Genomic DNA, 18,197 nt, shown 5'->3' on the forward strand with positions numbered 1-18,197 from the left:
ACATCGCAGAGGGACCGGCGCCGCGGCGCGTTTGCGCCCCTCGCCAGCCTTGCCTAAAACGCGCCGGACCATAGTGCCCGAGTTTCCGCCAGACAAGCCAGCCGGAGCCGCCTTCTTGCGCCCAATCGTCGTGATTCCGGCCCGCATGGCGGCCACCCGCCTGCCGGGCAAGCCGCTGGCCGACATTCTCGGCCGCCCGATGATCGCCCATGTGCTCGATCGGGCGCGCGAAGCGGGCATTGGCCCCGTCGCCGTCGCCGCCGGGGAAGCCGAGATCGCCGAGGCCGCCCGCGCCGCCGGCGCGCAGGCCGTGCTGGTCACCGAGGACGTGCCCTCCGGCACCGATCGCGTCCATCGCGCCATGGCGACCCTGGATCCGGATGGCCATTACGACGTCGTGGTGAACCTGCAGGGCGACTTCCCGACCATCGCGCCCGAGACGCTGCGCGCCGTGCTGGCGCCGCTTGCCGATCCTGCGGTGGATATCGGCACGCTGGTGTGTCCGATCGCGAATGAGGAGGAAGCCAACACCTCTTCCTTCGTCAAATGCGCCTGCGCCTTTGAAGGCGATTCGCGCGTCGCACCCGCGCTGTACTTCTCCCGCCTGCCGATCCCCTGGGGGGACGGGCCGCGCTGGCACCATATCGGCGTCTACGCCTTTCGGCGCGCGGCACTGGACCGCTTCGTGGCACTGCCGGCGAGCCCGCTGGAACTGCGGGAGAAACTGGAACAGTTGCGCGCGCTGGAAGCGGGCATGCGGATCGCCGCGGCCCGCGTGGACCACGGTCCCTTCGGCGTGGATACGCCGCACGACCTCGAACGCGCGCGCGCGCTGCTGACGCCCTGAACGGACCGGATCCCATGACAAGCAAGATCATCGCCTTCCAGGGCCTGCAGGGCGCGTATTCCGACCTGGCGTGCCGCGCCGCCTATCCGGGCTGGGACACCCTGCCCTGCCCGTCCTTCGAGGCCGCGATGGTCGCGCTGCGCGAAGGCCGCTGCGACCTAGCGATGCTGCCCTGCGAGAACTCGCTCGCCGGCCGCGTGCCCGACATCCATCGCCTGCTGCCCGATAGCGGGTTGTTCGTGATCGGCGAGCATTTCCAGCGCGTCGAGCATTGCCTGCTCGCCCCAAAGGGCGCGACTTTGGCCACGCTGAAGCGCGCCCACAGCCACCCGGTGGCCCTCGGCCAGGTGCTGCGCCTGCTGAAGGACATGAAGCTCCAGGCGGTGATCGAGGCCGACACCGCCGGCGCCGCCCACCTGATCGCCGAGCGCGGCGGGGTCGAGGATGCCGCCATCGCTTCGGAGCTCGCGGCCGAGATCTATGGCCTCGAGGTCCTGAAGCGGAACGTCGAGGACGAGGAACACAACACCACGCGCTTCTACGTCATGTCGCGTGAACGGCTGTATCCGCCGGTCAGCGCGCCGGACACCGTCACCACCTTCGTCTTCCGCGTCCGATCGGTGCCCGCCGCGCTGTACAAGGCGCTGGGCGGCTTCGCGACCAACGGCGTCAACATGACAAAGCTGGAATCCTACATGGTCGGTGGGCGCTTCTCCGCGACGCAGTTCCTGTGTGACGTGGACGGCCACCCTGACAGCCCCGCCCTGCAGCACGCCTTCGAGGAACTGGCCTTCTTCACCAAGGAATTCCGTATCCTCGGTGCCTATCCGGCGCATCCGTATCGGCTGGAACAGGCGGCGTCGGGGGACTGACATGGCCGCCCTCAGAGCGTGATTGGTTCACATTCGTTCACCCATCATGCTCTAACCTATTGTTTGATCGCGTGATTCAGACCTTCGGTGCATTCGCACCTGCGGCCATCACGCTCTAAAAGTCGAGGGATCCAAGGGCCTCAAGCCCTTGGCGGGGTGAGGTTCAGAGAGGGACTGGGCCCCTCTCCAGCACTGCCCTCAATCGATCCGCGCCCCGCTCGCCCGCGCGATCTCCGCATGCCGGCGGATCTCCACGGCCAGGAATTCCGCCGCCCGCTGCCGCGTCCCGCCCCACAGGGCAAGCCCTGCCCCTTGCAGCCGCTGCTTGCCTTCGGGATCGGCGATCACCTCGTTCACCAGCGTGTTCAGCCGGTCGATGATCGACCCCGGCGTGCCCTTGGGCGCCATCACCATGAACCAGGTGCCGAAGGTCAGGCCGGGCATGCCGAGTTCGGCCGTGGTCGGCACATCCGGCAGTTGCGGCGACCGCGTCTCGTCCAGCAGCGCGAGCGGGATCACCTCCCCCGCGCGGACCTGCGGCATGGCGCCGGTCACCAGGTTGAACATCGCCTGGATGCGGTTGGACAGCAGGTCGGTCACCGCCGGCGCCGGGCCGGAATACGGCACATGCTGCATGTCGGTGCCGGTCATCTGGCGATACAGCTCACCGGCCAGATGCATCGAGGACCCGTTGCCGGTCGATCCGAAATTGATCTTGCCCGGATTGGCGCGGGCATAGGCGGTGAATTCCGCCAGCGTCCGCGGCCCCAGCGCCCGGTTCACCACCAGGATGTTGGGCACGTTGCCGACCAGCACGACGGGATCGAAGTCGCGCACGGGGTCGAATGGCAGTTCGCGATACAATGCCGGGTTGGTCGCCAAGGTGCCCGCCCAGCCCCACAGGAAGGTGTATCCATCGGCCTGGCTGCGCGCGGCATAGGCCGCGCCGACATTGCCATTGGCGCCGGCGCGGTTCTCGACCACGACGCGCTGCGGCATCCGCTTGTCGAGTTCCTGCGCCAGGAGGCGCGCCACGGTATCCGCGGTGCCGGCGCCACCCAGGGTCGGCACCACCAGGCGCACCGGCTTGTCGGGCCAGGCAGCCGTCTGCGCCCGCGCGGCGGATGGCACGATGGCGGCGAGCGGTGCGGCCAGCAGGGGACGGCGCATGATCATGGCAGTAGGTTCCCGGTTGCGTTGCCGCGAGCCTAGACCGTGATCGGCCGCAACGGAATCGCCGAACGGCGCGGCCTTGCGCCGGCGCGGCCCGCATCGCAGGGTCGGTCGCGTCAGGGAAGGGGTCGAGCGATGCGGGTGGCGATTCTGGGGGCAGGGGCGATCGGCCCGGCCTGTGCGGCGCTTGCCGTCAGCCGCGGCCATGCGGCGAGCCTGTGGTCACCCTCGGGTGCGGGCACGCGCGGACTGGATGGCACGCTGCACGCCGAGGGCATGCTGGAAGGCACCTTCCCCATCACCGTCGCGGCCTCGCTGGAGGAGGCCTTCGCCGGCGCCGATGTCGCGCTGCTGACCGTGCCGGCCTATGCGCTGCCGGACCTGCTGCCTCGCATCGCCGCCGCCATCCCGAAGGCGCTGCCGCTGCTGATCGCCCCGGCCGCGTCGCTTGCGCCTCTGGCCTTCGCGCGGCTGCGCGGCCCGGGCGCGCCGGTGGGTGCGATGGCGACCACGCCGGTGACCGGGCGGCGCACCACGCCCGACCGCGTCCGTGTCGCCGCCATCCGCGCCGAGGCCGAGATCGGCGCGGTCCCCGCTGCGGCCGCCTCGCAGATGGCCGCGCTGGCGGAATCCCTGTTCGGCAATCGCTGGCCGACCGTGCCGGATGCGCTCGCCGCCGCGTTCATCAACACCAACCCCATCGCCCATGCGGCGCTTGCACTGGGCAACGTCACGCGCATCGAGAAGCAGGAATCCTGGGGCCAGTATGGGCTGATGACCCCGGCGGTCTGCCGCCTGATGGAAGCGCTCGGGGCGGAGCGCGACGCGCTTGCCGCACGCTTCGGCCACCATCCGCCGAGCATGGCCGAGGCCCTGCACCGCACCAACGGCGTCCCGCGCGGCCCGCTGCATGAAATGACCGCCGCAATCGAACGCGGCCGCGGCTTCATCGCCGGCCCGACCGAGATGGCCACGCGCTACGTCACCGAGGACGTGCCGTATGGCCTCGCCTTCTACCTCGCCATCGCCGCGGCGATCGGGCAACCCATGCCGGTGACAGAAGGCACCGTCGCCGTGCTCGAGACGATGTGGGGTCAGGGGTTGCGGGACAATCCGCTGCTCGAAGGCCTCGACCTCGCGCAACTGCCGCAGATGCTGGCGCAGCCCGCCGGGTGACGCCCCCTGGCTCGATGCGTGGCATCGGGCCCCGAGTGCACGGCGCGACTGCACCCGGACCGCGCTCAGTCGCCAAGGCGCCGTTGCAGGGCGCCACGCCAAGGCGCGCGGATGCGGGCAGGCCGGCCGCCTTGGGGGCAGGAACGAAGCCCCCCGCCCTCAATCCAGGCTGATGTTGAGCGGCGCGACGACGCGACGCCAGCGCGCCAGGTCCTGCCGCATCATCGCCCCGAAGGCCGCCGGATCGGTCACCGCCGGGGTCACGCCCAGCCCGTCCAGCCTTTCCCGCAGGGCGGCTTCGCCCATCGCACTGGCGAAAGCCTGCCGCCAATGGGCAATGGCCGCCGGCGGCGTGCCGGCGCGCACCGAAAGCCCGGTCCAGATGCTGGCGGTGAAGCCGGGCACCGCGCTTTCGGTCAGCGTCGGCACATCGGGCAGGGAGGGGAAGCGTTCCGCCCCGGTGGTCGCCACGACCTTCAACGCCCCGCCCGAGAAGCCAAGGACCGAGGGCACCGAGACGAACATCAGCGCGATGCGCCCTGCCAGCAGGTCGTTGAAGGCGGCCGCGGCGCCGCGATAGGGGACATGCTCGACCTTCAGGCGTTCGCGCGCCTTCAGGTCCTCCATGATCAGGTGCGTGTTCGTACCGATGCCGGTGGAGGCGTAGGGCAGCGGCGTCGGCGACGACCGCGCCAGCGCCATCAGGGAGGCCGCGTCCGTCACCGGCAGGTTGGGTCCGGCCAGCAGCGCGACCGGACTGTCCAGCAACTGCATCACCGGGGCAAGGTCGGTGTCGGGGTCGTAGGGCATGCGCCGCCCGATCGCCTTGGGGATGGTGGTCTGGCCGGCGGTCGCCAGCAGCAGGGACAGGCCATCCGCCGGTCCCCGCGCCACCGCCTCTCCGCCCAGGATGCCACCGGCGCCGGCCCGGTTCTCGACCACCATCTGCTGGCCGGTCCCGGCCTGGATCGCCTGGGCGAACAGCCGGCCCAGCACGTCCTGCGACCCGCCCGGCGCGAAGGGAACCACAAGCCGGCTCGGCCGGTCAGGGGTCCAGGCGCCCTGGGCGCGGGCAAGGGCGGGCAGGGCAAGGCTGGCAAGCAGCGCGCGGCGAAACATCGGCATCGCGGTGGTCTCCTGTGTTGGGGCCAACCTCCCGCGCCGCAGCGGGAAGGACAAGCCGCCCATCGCGCCGCGATGCACCGGCCGGGAAACGCCGTCCTTCGGCCCAGGGCCCTGCCTCGGGCCGCGAGCGCACGGCGCGACCGCGGCCAACCCGCCCGTCGCCCCCAACACACGAGCTCAGGGCGCGAAGGCAAGCCGCGCGGATGCGCGGCGCCCGCCGCCTGACGAACACACAACGACTCACACGCCGCCATTCGGCCCGAGGCCCGGCCTCGGGCCACGAGCGCACAGCGCACAGCGCACAGCGCGACCGCGCCCAACCCGCCCGTCGCCCCCAACACACGAGCGCATGGCGCGAAGGCAAGCCGCGCGGATGCGGCGCCCGCCGCCTGACGAACAGACAAAGACTCATGCGTCGCCATTCGGCCCGAGGCCTGGCCTCGGGCCGCGAGCGCGCAGCGCGACCGCGCCCAACCCACCCGTCGCCCCCAATGCGCGAGCGCAGGGCGCGAAGGCAAGCCGCGCGGATGCGCGGCGCCCGCCGCCTGAGGGACTTAAAAGACTCAAACTCCGCCGGAACGATGATTCACGTCTTTGCCGCCAAGGCTTCATTGCCCCGCCATCATGGGCGCGCTACCTCGACAGCCCATGGAAGCTGTCGCCCGCGCCCCGGAAGAAGCCCTCAAGCCCCGCCGGCTGATGCGGCGGTCCCCGTTGAACTTCCAGCCATGGATCCCCGGCGCGGCCTGGGGCGACGTGATGGAACCGCGCCCGCTCGGTGGTCGCTTCCGCGCGGTGCGGCGGATCACCACCGCGCTGATCTGGACGATGATCGCGGTGCCGATCCAGATGGTGCTGATCCGCGTGTCGCCGCGTGCCGCGACGTCCTTCGCGCGCAATTACCATGCCGTACTGTGCCGGGTGATCGGGCTGAAGGTGCAGGTGGTCGGTCAGCCCACCGCCTCGACCTCGGTTCTGTACGTGTCGAACCATTCCTCCTGGCTCGATATCCTGGTGCTCGGTTCGGTGCTGCAGGCCGCCTTCGTCTCCAAGGCCGAGGTGGGGCGATGGCCCATCGCCGGCACCATCGCCCGGCTCGGCGGCACCATCTTTGTCAGCCGCACCCGCAACGGGACGGGCAAGGAAGCGCGCGAGATCCAGCAGCGCCTGGCCGCGGGGGACAGCGTCATCCTGTTCCCCGAAGGGACGTCCAACGACGGCACGCGGGTACTGCCGTTCCGCTCCTCCTTCCTGTCGGTGGCGCAGGACGCGAAGCAGGTCCAGCCGGTGTCGCTGGTCTATGATCGGCTTGGCGGGCTGCCGGCCTGCCGGCGCGACCGGCCCTATTTCGCCTGGTACGGGGACATGGACCTTGCGACGCATTTCTGGCGCATCGCGCGCCGGTCCGGCGCCCGCGCGACGGTGCTGCTGCATGATCCGGCCGACCCGGCCGCCTATACCGACCGCAAGGCCCTGACGGCGGCGGCCAGCGAGGTGGTGGCGGACGGCGCCGCGCTGCTGCGGCAGAACCGCCCGGCGGCCCCGATGAAACTGCGGACCCAGGGGTAGCGCCGCCGGCCGGCGGATTGGCCATGGCGGCCTGCCCGCGGGCCACGCCCGGCGCTGAGATCGGCCCATGGCCGCGCCGTCGACCAGGACAGCCCACCGCGCATGAGCCATGTTCGGCGCCACTCTTGATCGCCTGCCGATGGCTTGCCTATGGTTTGGATGCGAAATTGTTGCGAACTGCTTCGCGGCTGCCTTTTGCCGGGAGACGAATCGAGCCATGCCCGGGGCGGACGCGCCGAACATCATATCGCCTCTGTGGTTGTCACTCGGAGAAAACTGCCTGCCTGACGATATACTGTCACGGCATGGGAAGAAGGCGTTTTCCTCTCCCTATATTTCCGGGCGGTCCAATATAGACCATGCGATTGAACTCGAGAAACGCGATAACGCCGGACTGCTCGACGCCCCGAATCTGATGCACATGAATTATCTGAATGCGAAGGTTGTTCGATCCAAAACCATCGTACATTATGACGATATTTTCGAAGAAACAGTATCGAATGGATTCGAATTCACGCACCATGACCCACTGAGCCGCAAACCGCACCGCGAGGCAATTGAGCGACGCATACAAAGATTGCTGGCCGCTCGCGGCAGGGACAACATCGTATTCCTGTATCACCATCGCATATCCGACAATTCGGATATTTCCAGACTGCGGTGCAAGATCAGGGAATTTCGTGAATTCTATCAATCCGATACCGCATCGGCAATCGTTGCAATATTCTATCAGAATATCATTCCAAAGAACGACGAAAATCGGTTGGAAATCAAAATTCCAGACGATGGCATTCTTGAATATGTGTTCCACACTCACGCGATCTGGTCGGGGAACAACCCGGCCATATTCTGGGTACGTTGCGACGACGACCTGATCCGGTCGATGATCGATGACATCGCGGCCTACGCACAGCCGGCCCCGGCGCTGATCGCGTGATGGCAGCCCGTCCCCCCCGGCCGGCACGGTGCCAGCGCCACCGCAAGGCGAGGTTCGGCCATCGGTCAGCGCGCATCGGTGGCTCGGGGACGTACCGGCCATCCCACCACTCCAATCGTCACGCGGGAATCCTTGACCCGACGCGCAACGGCCGTTCAGGCTGGATGGCATGACGATCCGCTTCGGGCTCCTGGTCGCTTGACCCGCGCCGCCGTGGTGCGCATCTCCCCCGCCAGCCTTCGCCGCGACCCGCGCGGCGAGGCCGGCGGAGCCTGACCTGAATGACCGACAGCACCACCCCACGGAAGCGCCTTCTGATCCGCACCTGGGGCTGCCAGATGAACGTCTATGACAGCGCCCGCATGGCGGATGTGCTGGCGCCGCTTGGCTACGCGCCGACCGAGGTGGCGGAGGAGGCCGACATGGTCATCCTCAACACCTGCCACATCCGGGAAAAGGCGACGGAGAAGGTGTTCTCCGACCTCGGCCGGCTGCGCGACGCCAAGCAGGCCCGCGGCGGCGACATGGTCATCGCGGTGGCCGGCTGCGTCGCCCAGGCCGAGGGCAAGGAGATCACCACCCGCGCCCCTTGGGTGGACATCGTGCTCGGTCCGCAATCCTACCATCGCCTGCCGGAGATGGTCGCCCGTGCCTCGCGCGCCGCCGGCGCCGTGATCGAGACGGAATTCCCGCCCGAGGACAAGTTCGACCACCTGCCGGAAACGACCGCTCCGCAGGGCGCCACCGCATTCCTGACCGTGCAGGAAGGCTGCGACAAATTCTGTTCCTTCTGCGTCGTGCCCTACACGCGCGGGTCGGAATATTCCCGCCCCGCCGAAGCGGTGATCGCCGAGGCCAAGCGTCTGGTGTCGCTGGGCGCTCGGGAGATCACGCTGCTCGGCCAGAACGTGAATGCCTGGCATGGCGAAGGTCCGGATGGCCGCGCCTGGACGCTCGGGCGCCTGTTGCGCGCACTGGCCGGGATCGAGGGCCTCGCCCGCCTGCGCTACACCACGTCGCATCCGCGCGACATGGATGACGACCTGATCGCCGCGCATGGCGACACGCCGGCGATCATGCCGTTCCTGCATCTGCCGGTGCAGTCGGGGTCGGACCGCATCCTGAAGATGATGAATCGCGGCCATACGGCGGATGACTACCGCCGGCTGGTGGATCGCCTTCGCGCCGCACGGCCGGACCTCGCGCTGTCCACCGACATCATCGCCGGCCATCCCGGGGAAACCGATGCCGACCACGCCGCTACCCTTGCGCTGATCCGCGATACCGGCTTCGCCCAGGCCTTCTCCTTCAAGTATTCGGCGCGCCCCGGCACGCCGGCCTCGACCATGGCCGGGCAGGTGGCCGAGGATGTGAAGGACGCGCGGCTGGCCGAAATCCAGGCCCTGCTGCGCAATCAGCAAGCCGAGTTCAACCGCTCCCGCGCCGGCCTGCTCGCCGAGGTGCTGGTCACCGGCCCCGGCCGCCATCCCGGCCAGATGGCCGGCCGCACGCCGTGGCTCAATCCGGTGCATTTCGACGGGCCTGCGAGCCTCGCCGGGCAAGTCGTGCCGGTGCGAATCCTCGCCGGGCACCCCAATTCCCTCACCGGGGCGCTTCCCGCGTCCCACCATGCCGAACCCAGGGAGAGACCAGCCGCTTGACCGCATCACCCAGCCTCGCCCTCCGCGCCACGGACCCCCGCAGCCCGATCGAGCAACGCTCCGTCACGCTGCAATTCGACGACAACGTCCTGCTGCCGCTCCTGCATGGGGAGCATGACCGGCACCTGGCGCGGATCGAGCAGGTGCTCGGCGTCCGCGTCGCCTCCCGCGGCAACCGCATCGCCATCTCCGGCGGGTCGGACAGGACGGAAATGGCGGAGGCGGCGCTACTCGCGCTGTGGAAACGATTGGAGCAGGGGCAGCATGTGGGAACTGGCGAAGTGGAGGCGGCGCTGAGGCTGGCCGAGGGCAGCGCTGACGGTGAGCCCCGCCTGCCGTTGCGCGACCTGCCGGCGATCCGCACCCGCAAGGGCGCGATCGCCCCGCGTTCCCCCGCCCAGGCCGCCTATATCGAGATGCTGGCCAAGCGCGAAATGGTGTTCGGCGTCGGGCCCGCGGGCACCGGCAAGACCTATCTGGCGGTGGCGCAGGGCGTGGCCTTGCTGCAATCCGGCCAGGTCGACCGCATCGTGCTGTCGCGTCCCGCAGTCGAGGCCGGCGAGCGTCTCGGCTTCCTGCCCGGCGACATGAAGGAGAAGGTCGATCCCTATCTCCGCCCTCTCTACGACGCGCTGCACGACATGCTGCCCGGCGAGCAGGTGGCGCGGCGCATCGCCGCCGGGGAGATCGAGATCGCGCCGCTCGCCTTTATGCGCGGCCGCACGCTGGCGCATGCCTACTGCATCCTCGATGAAGCGCAGAACACCACGCCGGCGCAGATCAAGATGTTCCTCACCCGGATGGGTGAGGGATCGCGCATGGTCATCACCGGCGACCCGACCCAGGTGGACCTGCCGAACGGCCAGCCCTCGGGCCTTGCCGAGGCCTTGCGGATTCTTGAAGGCGTCGAGGGCATCGGCGTGGCGAGATTTGCCGAGCGGGATGTGGTAAGGCATCCGCTGGTGGCCCGGATCGTCGCCGCCTATGGGCGGATGGACGAGCAGTCCCGGGCGAAGAAGGAGAGGTATGGAACCGGGAAGTAGCCGTCCCGGCCGCGGTCGCAATTCGGGCGATCAGGCTGGGCTTCGGAACGGATCATCGGAGATGCTCGACATCTCCGTGGTCCTGGCGGCGCCAGGCTGGCGCGCCGCCGTCAAGCGGCCGGAAGCGCTTGCGCGCCGCGCTGCGGAGGTTGCCCTGCGCGAAGCGGGGGCGAGCGGCGCCGTCACGGTGCTGCTGACCGACGATACCGCGGTCAAGCGCCTGAACAGCCTCCATCGCGCCAAGGTCAAGCCGACCAATGTGCTGTCGTTTCCCGCTTGCATGCCCGGTCAGTTGGGTGATGTCGCGCTCGCGCTCGGCGTGGTGCGGCGTGAAGCGCGCGAGGCCGGGCGCAAAACCAGTGCACACCTGGCCCATCTGGTCGCCCATGGCGCGCTGCACCTGGCCGGCCACGACCACCTGGAAGCCGGCGAGGCCCGCCGCATGGAACGCGCCGAAGCGCGCGTGATGCGCCGCCTCGGCCTGCCCAACCCGTGGCGAGGCATCACGTGATGCCCCCGAACGCACCCGCTTCGGATCGTGCCTTGCACGATCCGCGAGCGCACAGCGCGACCGCGCCCAGACCACCAGCCGCCGCCAGCGCAACAGCACATGGCGCGAAGCCAAGCCGCGCGGATGCGCGGCGCCCGGCGTCTGAGGGTCAAAGAACGTGAGCGACCTCTCCAACAAGCCGGGGCTGTTCTGGAAGCTGCAGGGCCTGCTCCGCCGCAAGGAGGCGGAATCCGTCCGCGACCGCGTCGGCGAACTGATCGAACGCGGCGAGGAGAAGCACGCCGCCGACGAACCGGACGAAAGCGACCTCGACACCCACGAACGCGCGCTGCTGTCCAACGTGCTGCGCCTGCAGGGCACCACCGCCTATGACGTGATGGTGCCGCGCGCCGACATCATGGCGATGCCCGAGGATCTGACGCTCGAGCAGGCGATCGCGATGATCCAGAAGGATGGCCACAGCCGCTATCCGATCTACCGCGAGAGCCTCGACGACATCGCCGGCATGATCCACATCAAGGATGTCTTCGCCGCCGTCGGCAAGGACGCGCCGTTCGACATAAAGGCGATCATGCGCAAGCCGCTGTTCGTCGTCCCCTCGATCCCGGTGCTGGACCTGCTGCTGCAGATGCGCCAGTCGCGCATCCACATGGCACTGGTGGTCGACGAATACGGCGGCATCGACGGCCTCATCACCATCGAGGATCTCGTCGAGACCATCGTCGGCGACATCTCCGACGAGCATGACGAGGACGCCGCCCCGCACATGACGGAACGGCCGGATGGGACGATCGAACTCGATGCCCGCACCCCGGTCGAGACCTTCGAGGCGAAGCTCGGCCAGGTGCTGACCGATGAGGAACGCGCCGCCGACATCGATACGGTGGGCGGGCTGGTTCTCACCCTGGCGGGGCGCGTGCCAGCCAAGGGGGAACTGATCTCGCACCCCTCGGGGCTGGAATTCCGCATCCTCGACGCCGACCCGCGGCGCATCCGGCGCCTGCGCGTGCGCCGGCCGGGCACCGAACCCCAGCAGCGCGCGGCTGCCGAGTAGGTCGTGGGCGGCCGAATGACGGGACGGTTTGGCCGCGGCGGGGTGCTGCCCGAACGGGACGGGCCAGAGAGGGACTTTGCCCCTCTCCGGACCTCACCCCACCAAAGGCCCAAGGGCCTCTGGACACCCCCGACCGGTGCCGCGCGCCACGGCCCGAGCCCATCGCCCGAAATCCCGCGGTCCAGGGACCCGCTGGTCCCTGGCGGGGTGGCTTGGAGGGGCAGCGCCCCTCCAATCCTCGCGCGTCCGAGGCAGCGTCCCTTTCGCCGGGGCAACGCGCACTCCGCTTCGTCGCCACCCCTCCCCGACCAGAGCATGATTGGTGCACATTCGTTCACCCATCACGCTCCAACCTATTGTTTGAACGCGTGATTCAGACCTCCGGTGCATTCGCACCTGCGGACATCACGCTCTAGGACCGCTTGCGCATGTGGGATCGTTTCCTGGGTCATCTCGCGTCGCGGCGGGGCTGGCGGTTGTGGGTCACTGCGGTGGGGCTGGGGGCCTTGGCGGCACTCGCCCTGCCGCCGATCCATGCGGTGCCGGCGTTGCTGGTGGCGATCCCCGGCCTGCTCGCCCTGCTGGGCGCGGCGGAAAACGGGAAGCGCGCCTTCTGGGTCGGCTTCGCCTGGGGTTGGGGTTTCTTCGCCGCGGGGCTGTACTGGATCACCCACGCGATCCTGACGGATGTCGCGCAATTCTGGTGGCTGGTGCCGATTGCGGTGCCGGCGCTGGCCTTGCCTTTGGCGGTGTTCATCGCCGTGCCAGCGGTGCTCGCCTGGCGCACACGGCCCGGCTGGCCACGGGTCCTGGTGTTTGCCGGCGCCTGGGTGCTGTTCGAACTGCTGCGCGGCTGGGCCTTCACCGGTTTCCCCTGGAACCTGCTGGGTACCGTCTGGGCCTTCGGCGCGCTGCCGGTACAGGCGGCGGCCTGGGTGGGCGTGCACGGGCTGTCGCTTGCGACGGTGTTGATCGCGGCGACGCCCTTGCTGGGACGGCGGGCGATGCTGGGGGGCGTGGCGGGGCTGGCCGGCTTTGCCCTGTTCGGTGCCGTGCGGCTGTGGCCGGCGGAACCGCCGCCGCGCCCGGTTGGCCTGCTGATCGTCCAGGGCAATGTCGCGCAGGAGGTAAAGTGGCGGGAGGACCAGCGGGTGCCGATCCTGCGCCGCTACGTCGAAGGCACGCGCGAGGCAGCGCTGGCAGCCCTGCGCGACTTGCCCGAGGACCAGACGCTGGTGGTGATCTGGCCGGAGACCGCGGTGCCTTTCCTGGTCGCCGATGATCCCGATGTGCGCCAGGTCATAGCGGGCGCTCTGCCGCAGCGTGCCATCCTGCTGACCGGGACGGTGCGGGCCGAATATGGTCCCGACCGGCGGTTGCGGCGGGTCTTCAACAGCCTGGTCGTGGTCGACCCGGCCGGGCAGGTGCGCGGCGTGGCCGACAAGAACCATCTTGTGCCGTTCGGGGAGTACATGCCGCTATCGGGATTGTTACCGATCCGGCTGGTTCAGGGGGGTATGGATTTCACACCGGGCGAGTCTCTGCAACCGATACGCGTAGATCGGGTGCCGCCTTTCGGCTCGTTAATATGTTACGAGGTCATTTTTCCCGCACAGGTTGTGCCTGCTGACCGACCGGACTGGCTGGTCAATGTGACCAACGACGCCTGGTTCGGGATTTCGGCCGGGCCTTGGCAGCACTTGGCCGCTGCGCGGCTGCGGACTGTGGAGGAAGGGCTGCCACTCGCGCGGGCGGCGCAGACAGGCGTGTCCGCCGTGTTCGATGCGCGAGGCCGGGAGGTCGCCCGCACCGGGTTGGGGGAGACGGGGGTGTTGTTGGCGCCATTGCCCGCGCCACGGGAACCGACGCCCTTTGCGCGTTTCGGTTTGCTGATTCCGGCGATTCTCGCGGCCGGCATGTTCGCGTCGGGGTGGTGGAAAGGCCGGACATAGGTCAGCCATGCGTTCACATCGCATGGGTTGCGGCCGTTTTTTTCGTCTCAATTATTGAGAATAAGAAAAAGAGTTGACGAAAAGTGAATGCCGGCCTACTGCTGCGACGGGGCGAGGCTGCAATCGTCGCAATCGCGGCGGGAGATATCGAATGGCTGGCGCAGCGGCGGAGGTGCGGATGTCGAACAATGAGACGGTAGAACGGGTAGAACGCGAGCATCGCGCGAGCCCGATCGACGTCCATGTCGGCACGCGTGTGCGGTTGCGCCGCACACTCCTTGGAATGAGCCAGGAAAAGCTCGGCGAGGCGCTCGGCCTGACCTTCCAGCAGATCCAGAAGTATGAGCGCGGCGTAAACCGCATCGGCGCCAGCCGGCTGTTCGACCTGGCGCGCGTGCTGGACGTGCCGATCGGCTTCTTCTTCGACGACATGTCGCCCGAACTCGGCGGCAATGCCGCCACCCGTTCGCGCGGCGCCGCCTTCGGCTTCGCCGAGGGCCAGGAAGGCTTCGAGGACGATACCCTGCACCGTCGCGAGACGTTGGAACTGGTGCGCGCCTATTACCGCATCACCGATGCCTCGGTGCGCAAGCGCGTCTTCGACCTGATCAAGACGCTGTCACCGACCGATTAGATCGGCCGGTCACCATGGGCGAAGGGCACTTCGCCTTTCGCCGGCCTCCTTGCGCGCCAACAACCCGAGCCCGGTCAGGATGCGCCGTGTCGCACCGCCGTCCGGGGTGATCCGGACGCGGTCGCCGGGGCGGCCCGCGTGATGTTGGCTGGCGGGCATATCGACGCCGCACGACGACGGCCAAACCGGGTCACAAGACGTCAAGGCGACGGCGGTCCAGCCGCCTGCCCGCCACTGTGGGACAACCGGTCCGCTGCAGGACAATGCCCAGGGGAAACCCATGGCGGCGTGGCCTGGCAGGACAGCGCCGTCGCGACGCCTGTCATCCCGCCCCTTGCCCGTTACGCCACCAAGGCATCCACCATGCGCCGATCCGGCGTCGCGCCGTCGCGCGCCCGCAGTGCCCCGGCCGCCGAGGCGAAGCGCATCGCCGCCGCTACCGGCATCCCCTCGGCCATGGCCAGCGCATAGGCGCCGTGGAAGACGTCCCCCGCGCCCGTGGTATTGGTCGCCTCCACGGCAAAGGCCGGCGTGCGCTCGGCCCTTGCCGCGCCGGGCACCATCCAGACCACGCCCTTTTCCCCCTGCGTCACCGCCGCGACCTTCAACGGGCCGCAGGCCAGCGCCCGGCGCAATCCTTCCTCCGGCGAACAGCCCGGCGCGAAATTGGCCAGGCCGGTGACGGAGAAGATCGCGTGATCCACGCGCGGCACCAGGTCGATCAGGATGCGCGTCTCGCTGCGCTCCCCGTCCAGCACAACCGGCACGCCCGCCGCGCGCGCGGCGGCGGCGGCGGTGGCCACCCCTTCCTGCCAGCGCGGGTCGCAGCAGAGCGCCCCGGCCTCCCGTAGCCGGTCGAGCGGCAGCCAGGACGGGTCGGTGCCAAGCCCCGCGCCGCGGAAGGAGATGATGGTCCGCTCCCCCCTCGGGTCCACCAGCACGGCGCCGACCGGCGTGCGCCCGCCCGGCAAGCGTCGCAGGCCGGCCACGTCCACGCCCTCGGCGGCGAGCGCGGCGGCCAGGGGTTCGCCGTTCAGGTCATCGCCCACCCGGCCCCAGAAGGCGGCGCGGCCGCCCAGGCGGGCCGCCGCGATCGCTGCATTGGCGGCCATGCCGCCGGGGCCGATGCTGTAGGACCGCGCCGCGATCTTCGCCGGCGGCTGGGGTATGTCCTCGACCCGGAAGGTGTGGTCCGCCACGACGTTGCCGAGGCAGATGACGAGAGGGGCGGTGGCAGGTGATGCAGACATGATGCGCGGCAGGCTCCCACGCCCGGCCGCCCCGCGCCAAGCACCGCCGCCGGCGATCGCCGCGCGCATCCTGCTGCTGCGCGACGATGTGCTGGTGCTCGACAAGCCGGCGGGGCTGGCCGTGCATCGCGGCCCGCGCGGCGGCGCGTCGATCGAGGATTGGCTGCCGGCCCTGCAGATGGGCAAGCGGCACCTGCCGCAGCCGGCGCATCGGCTGGACACCGATACGGCGGGCTGCCTGGTGCTGGGGCGGACCAAGCCGGCGCTGGCGGCCCTGGGGCGCATCTTCGCAGCAGGCCAGGCCGACAAAACCTATTGGGCCGTGCTGCGCGGCGTGCCGGACGCGGATGAAGGGATGATCGACGCGCCTCTGCGCAAGGTGAGCAGCGCGGCGCGGGGCTGGCGGATGGAGGTGCATCCCGGCGGGCAGCCCGCCGTCACGCGGTGGCGCGTGCTGGGTCGCGCCGCCGGCATGGCCTGGGTCGAATTGCGGCCGGAGACGGGACGCACCCACCAGCTGCGCGTGCATTGCGCGGCACAGGGCTGGCCGATCCTGGGCGACCCCTTCTATGGGCAGGCGGCGCCGGGCGGGCTTCACCTGCTGGCACGGGCGATCGCCCTGCCGCTCGACCCACCCGTCGCGGCGGTCGCGCCGGTGCCACAGGCCATGGCTGCTGCGTTCGGCGCCTGCGGCTGGGATGCGGCGCGACCGTAACGCGGCGGGCCGGGTGACCGCGTCCCGCGCTGCCACGACGTGGCCGGCCGGGGTCATCAGGTCCCGCGCCGCGTCACGCCGTCCAGCGCCGTGAACCGCCAATCCCGCGTGCTGCGCGCCAGTTCCACCAGCGCGCGCACCTTGGCCGACAGCAGCCGCGCCGACGGATAGACGAACTGGATCGGCAGCGGCGGCGGCTCGAAGGCTTCCAGGACCGGCACCAGCCGCCCAGCGCGCACCGCGTCCTGCACCTGGTAGGACAGCGCGGTCGCCACGCCACCACCCTGGGCGGCATGCCACAGCGCGGCATCGACGCTGTTGGTGACGTAGCGCGGAGTGATCGCCACCGTCTCCACCGCCTCCCCGCGATGGAATCGCCAGGCGCGTTCGACGCCCAGAGCGGTGCAATGGATGATGCGATGACGTGCGAGATCGTCCGGCCCGCTCGGCATGCCGGCCTTGGCCAGGTAGTCCGGTGCCGCCACCCAGACGCGCCGCGTCTCCCCCACGCGCCGCGCCACCAGCGTGCTGTCCTGTAGCGTGCCGATGCGCAGCGCGACGTCGATGCCGTCCTCCAACAGGTCGATGTAGCGGTCGGACAAGGTGAGTTCCCCGGTCACCTCCAGGTGCCGGGAGAGGAATTCGCAGACCAGCGGCCCGACATGCAGGCGGCCGAACATCACTGGCGCGGCCACCACCAGATGGCCGGCGGGCGCGGCGCGTTCGGCCGCCGCGCTGTCCTCGGCCTCCCGCAGGTCGGAAAGGATGCGCCGGGCGCGCAGCAGGAAGCGCCCGCCCGCATCGGTCAGCGCCACGCGCCGCGTGGTCCGTTGCAGCAGGCGCAGGCCGAGCCGGTCCTCAAGCCCCGCCACCAGGCGGGTAACGGCCGAAGGCGACAGGCCCAGCCGCCGGGCGGCAGGCGCGAACCCTTCGGCATCGGCCACGGCGACGAAGGCGGCCATGGCGTCGAAGCGATCGGTCATTATTGCAATCCTTGCAGTGATCCAGTGCTGCGATGCCTGATTATCCCAAAAGATGCCGCGATGCATCTTTCGGCCACAGGGACGGATCACCCGCCCCCGCAACCGGAGACCACCCCATGTCCCGCATCCCCACCCCCGCCACCGTCGAAGCCGCCCCGGAAGCCGCCCGCCCGCTGCTGAACGGCGTGAAGGCGCAGCTCGGCTCGGTGCCGAACCTGTTCCGCGTGCTGGCCAACAGCCCCGCCGCGCTGGGCGGCTATCTCGGCCTCAACGGCGCGCTGGCGAAGGGCGCGCTCGATGCCCGCACGCGTGAGCGCATCGCGCTGGCCGTGGCCGAGGTGAATGGCTGCGGCTATTGCCTGGCCGCGCACACCTTCATCGGCACCAACCTGGCCAAGCTCGACGCCTCCGAAATCGCGGCCAACCGCGCCGGCGGTTCCAACGACGCCAAGGCGGCTGCCGCCGTTCGCTTCGCCGTGGCGGTGACCGAGGCGCGCGGCCATGTCGGCGACGATGCGCTGGCCGCCGTGCGCGCCGCCGGCTGGACCGATGCGGAGATCCTCGAGATCACCGTCCATGTCGCGCTCAACACGCTGACCAACTACGTCAACGAGGTGGCCGGCACCGAGGTGGACTTCCCGACCGTCGCGCGCGCCGCGTGACCGGCGGCGGCTGGCGCCCGGCCCGCCGCCGGG

Annotated in this window: 17 protein-coding genes; 13 read left to right on the forward strand and 4 right to left on the reverse strand. The window is 69.8% G+C overall.

The window, feature by feature from the left end:
• The first annotated feature begins 115 nt into the window (after nt 1-115).
• Both AAFN86_RS24330 and AAFN86_RS24335 read left to right on the forward strand, forming a co-directional pair.
• Entirely contained in the window at nt 116-847 is a 732-nt protein-coding gene (locus AAFN86_RS24330) for a 3-deoxy-manno-octulosonate cytidylyltransferase (RefSeq protein ID WP_347546172.1), read from the forward strand.
• 14 nt (nt 848-861) lie between these two features.
• Nucleotides 862-1,719, forward strand: coding sequence for a prephenate dehydratase (locus AAFN86_RS24335; RefSeq protein WP_347546173.1), 858 nt, complete (start codon nt 862-864; stop codon nt 1,717-1,719).
• A 198-nt stretch (nt 1,720-1,917) separates the two neighbouring features.
• Here AAFN86_RS24335 and AAFN86_RS24340 read toward each other — a convergent pair whose 3' ends face one another.
• Nucleotides 1,918-2,895, reverse strand: coding sequence for a tripartite tricarboxylate transporter substrate binding protein (locus AAFN86_RS24340; protein WP_347546174.1), 978 nt, complete (start codon nt 2,893-2,895; stop codon nt 1,918-1,920).
• 132 nt (nt 2,896-3,027) lie between these two features.
• Between AAFN86_RS24340 and AAFN86_RS24345 the strand changes: the two genes are divergently transcribed.
• Nucleotides 3,028-4,068 (forward strand): NAD/NADP octopine/nopaline dehydrogenase family protein, encoded by a 1,041-nt coding sequence (locus AAFN86_RS24345; protein WP_347546175.1) that lies wholly within the window; start codon nt 3,028-3,030, stop codon nt 4,066-4,068.
• 159 nt (nt 4,069-4,227) lie between these two features.
• Here AAFN86_RS24345 and AAFN86_RS24350 read toward each other — a convergent pair whose 3' ends face one another.
• Entirely contained in the window at nt 4,228-5,193 is a 966-nt protein-coding gene (locus AAFN86_RS24350; protein WP_347546176.1) for a tripartite tricarboxylate transporter substrate binding protein, read from the reverse strand.
• Between the two features lie 648 nt (nt 5,194-5,841).
• Between AAFN86_RS24350 and AAFN86_RS24355 the strand changes: the two genes are divergently transcribed.
• From AAFN86_RS24355 to AAFN86_RS24390, 8 genes are all read left to right on the forward strand, one after another.
• On the forward strand, nt 5,842-6,762 hold the full coding sequence (locus AAFN86_RS24355) for a lysophospholipid acyltransferase family protein (RefSeq protein ID WP_347546177.1): 921 nt from the start codon (nt 5,842-5,844) through the stop codon (nt 6,760-6,762).
• 109 nt (nt 6,763-6,871) lie between these two features.
• Nucleotides 6,872-7,699 (forward strand): DUF1796 family putative cysteine peptidase, encoded by an 828-nt coding sequence (locus AAFN86_RS24360; protein ID WP_347546178.1) that lies wholly within the window; start codon nt 6,872-6,874, stop codon nt 7,697-7,699.
• A 281-nt stretch (nt 7,700-7,980) separates the two neighbouring features.
• Nucleotides 7,981-9,360, forward strand: a complete 1,380-nt coding sequence (gene miaB, locus AAFN86_RS24365; RefSeq protein ID WP_347546179.1) for a tRNA (N6-isopentenyl adenosine(37)-C2)-methylthiotransferase MiaB — start codon at nt 7,981-7,983, stop codon at nt 9,358-9,360.
• On the forward strand, nt 9,357-10,403 hold the full coding sequence (locus tag AAFN86_RS24370) for a PhoH family protein (RefSeq protein ID WP_347546180.1): 1,047 nt from the start codon (nt 9,357-9,359) through the stop codon (nt 10,401-10,403). Before miaB ends, AAFN86_RS24370 begins: the two co-directional genes overlap by 4 nt.
• Nucleotides 10,404-10,464: 61 nt before the next feature.
• Entirely contained in the window at nt 10,465-10,914 is a 450-nt protein-coding gene (gene ybeY, locus AAFN86_RS24375) for an rRNA maturation RNase YbeY (protein ID WP_347546181.1), read from the forward strand.
• Nucleotides 10,915-11,071: 157 nt separating this feature from the next.
• Nucleotides 11,072-11,968, forward strand: coding sequence for a hemolysin family protein (locus tag AAFN86_RS24380; protein ID WP_347546183.1), 897 nt, complete (start codon nt 11,072-11,074; stop codon nt 11,966-11,968).
• 428 nt (nt 11,969-12,396) lie between these two features.
• The gene (lnt, locus tag AAFN86_RS24385; protein WP_347546184.1) at nt 12,397-13,920 is read left to right on the forward strand and encodes an apolipoprotein N-acyltransferase; all 1,524 of its coding nucleotides are present in this window, start codon (nt 12,397-12,399) and stop codon (nt 13,918-13,920) included.
• 178 nt (nt 13,921-14,098) lie between these two features.
• On the forward strand, nt 14,099-14,554 hold the full coding sequence (locus AAFN86_RS24390) for a helix-turn-helix transcriptional regulator (protein WP_347546295.1): 456 nt from the start codon (nt 14,099-14,101) through the stop codon (nt 14,552-14,554).
• Between the two features lie 341 nt (nt 14,555-14,895).
• On the opposite strand, the gene AAFN86_RS24395 is transcribed toward AAFN86_RS24390, so the two are convergent.
• Nucleotides 14,896-15,804 (reverse strand): PfkB family carbohydrate kinase, encoded by a 909-nt coding sequence (locus AAFN86_RS24395; RefSeq protein ID WP_347546185.1) that lies wholly within the window; start codon nt 15,802-15,804, stop codon nt 14,896-14,898.
• Here AAFN86_RS24395 and AAFN86_RS24400 point away from each other — a divergent pair.
• Complete coding sequence (locus AAFN86_RS24400) at nt 15,803-16,519, forward strand: RNA pseudouridine synthase (protein ID WP_347546186.1); 717 nt, start codon at nt 15,803-15,805, stop codon at nt 16,517-16,519. The two genes, AAFN86_RS24395 and AAFN86_RS24400, sit on opposite strands and share 2 nt — an antisense overlap.
• A 56-nt stretch (nt 16,520-16,575) precedes the next feature.
• On the opposite strand, the gene AAFN86_RS24405 is transcribed toward AAFN86_RS24400, so the two are convergent.
• On the reverse strand, nt 16,576-17,502 hold the full coding sequence (locus AAFN86_RS24405) for a LysR family transcriptional regulator (RefSeq protein WP_347546187.1): 927 nt from the start codon (nt 17,500-17,502) through the stop codon (nt 16,576-16,578).
• Nucleotides 17,503-17,618: 116 nt separating this feature from the next.
• Between AAFN86_RS24405 and AAFN86_RS24410 the strand changes: the two genes are divergently transcribed.
• Nucleotides 17,619-18,164, forward strand: coding sequence for a carboxymuconolactone decarboxylase family protein (locus tag AAFN86_RS24410; RefSeq protein ID WP_347546188.1), 546 nt, complete (start codon nt 17,619-17,621; stop codon nt 18,162-18,164).
• Nucleotides 18,165-18,197: the final 33 nt, after the last annotated feature.

This window comes from Roseomonas sp. CAU 1739 (assembly GCF_039839775.1).
In the GTDB taxonomy this organism is placed as follows: Bacteria; Pseudomonadota; Alphaproteobacteria; order Acetobacterales; family Acetobacteraceae; genus Neoroseomonas.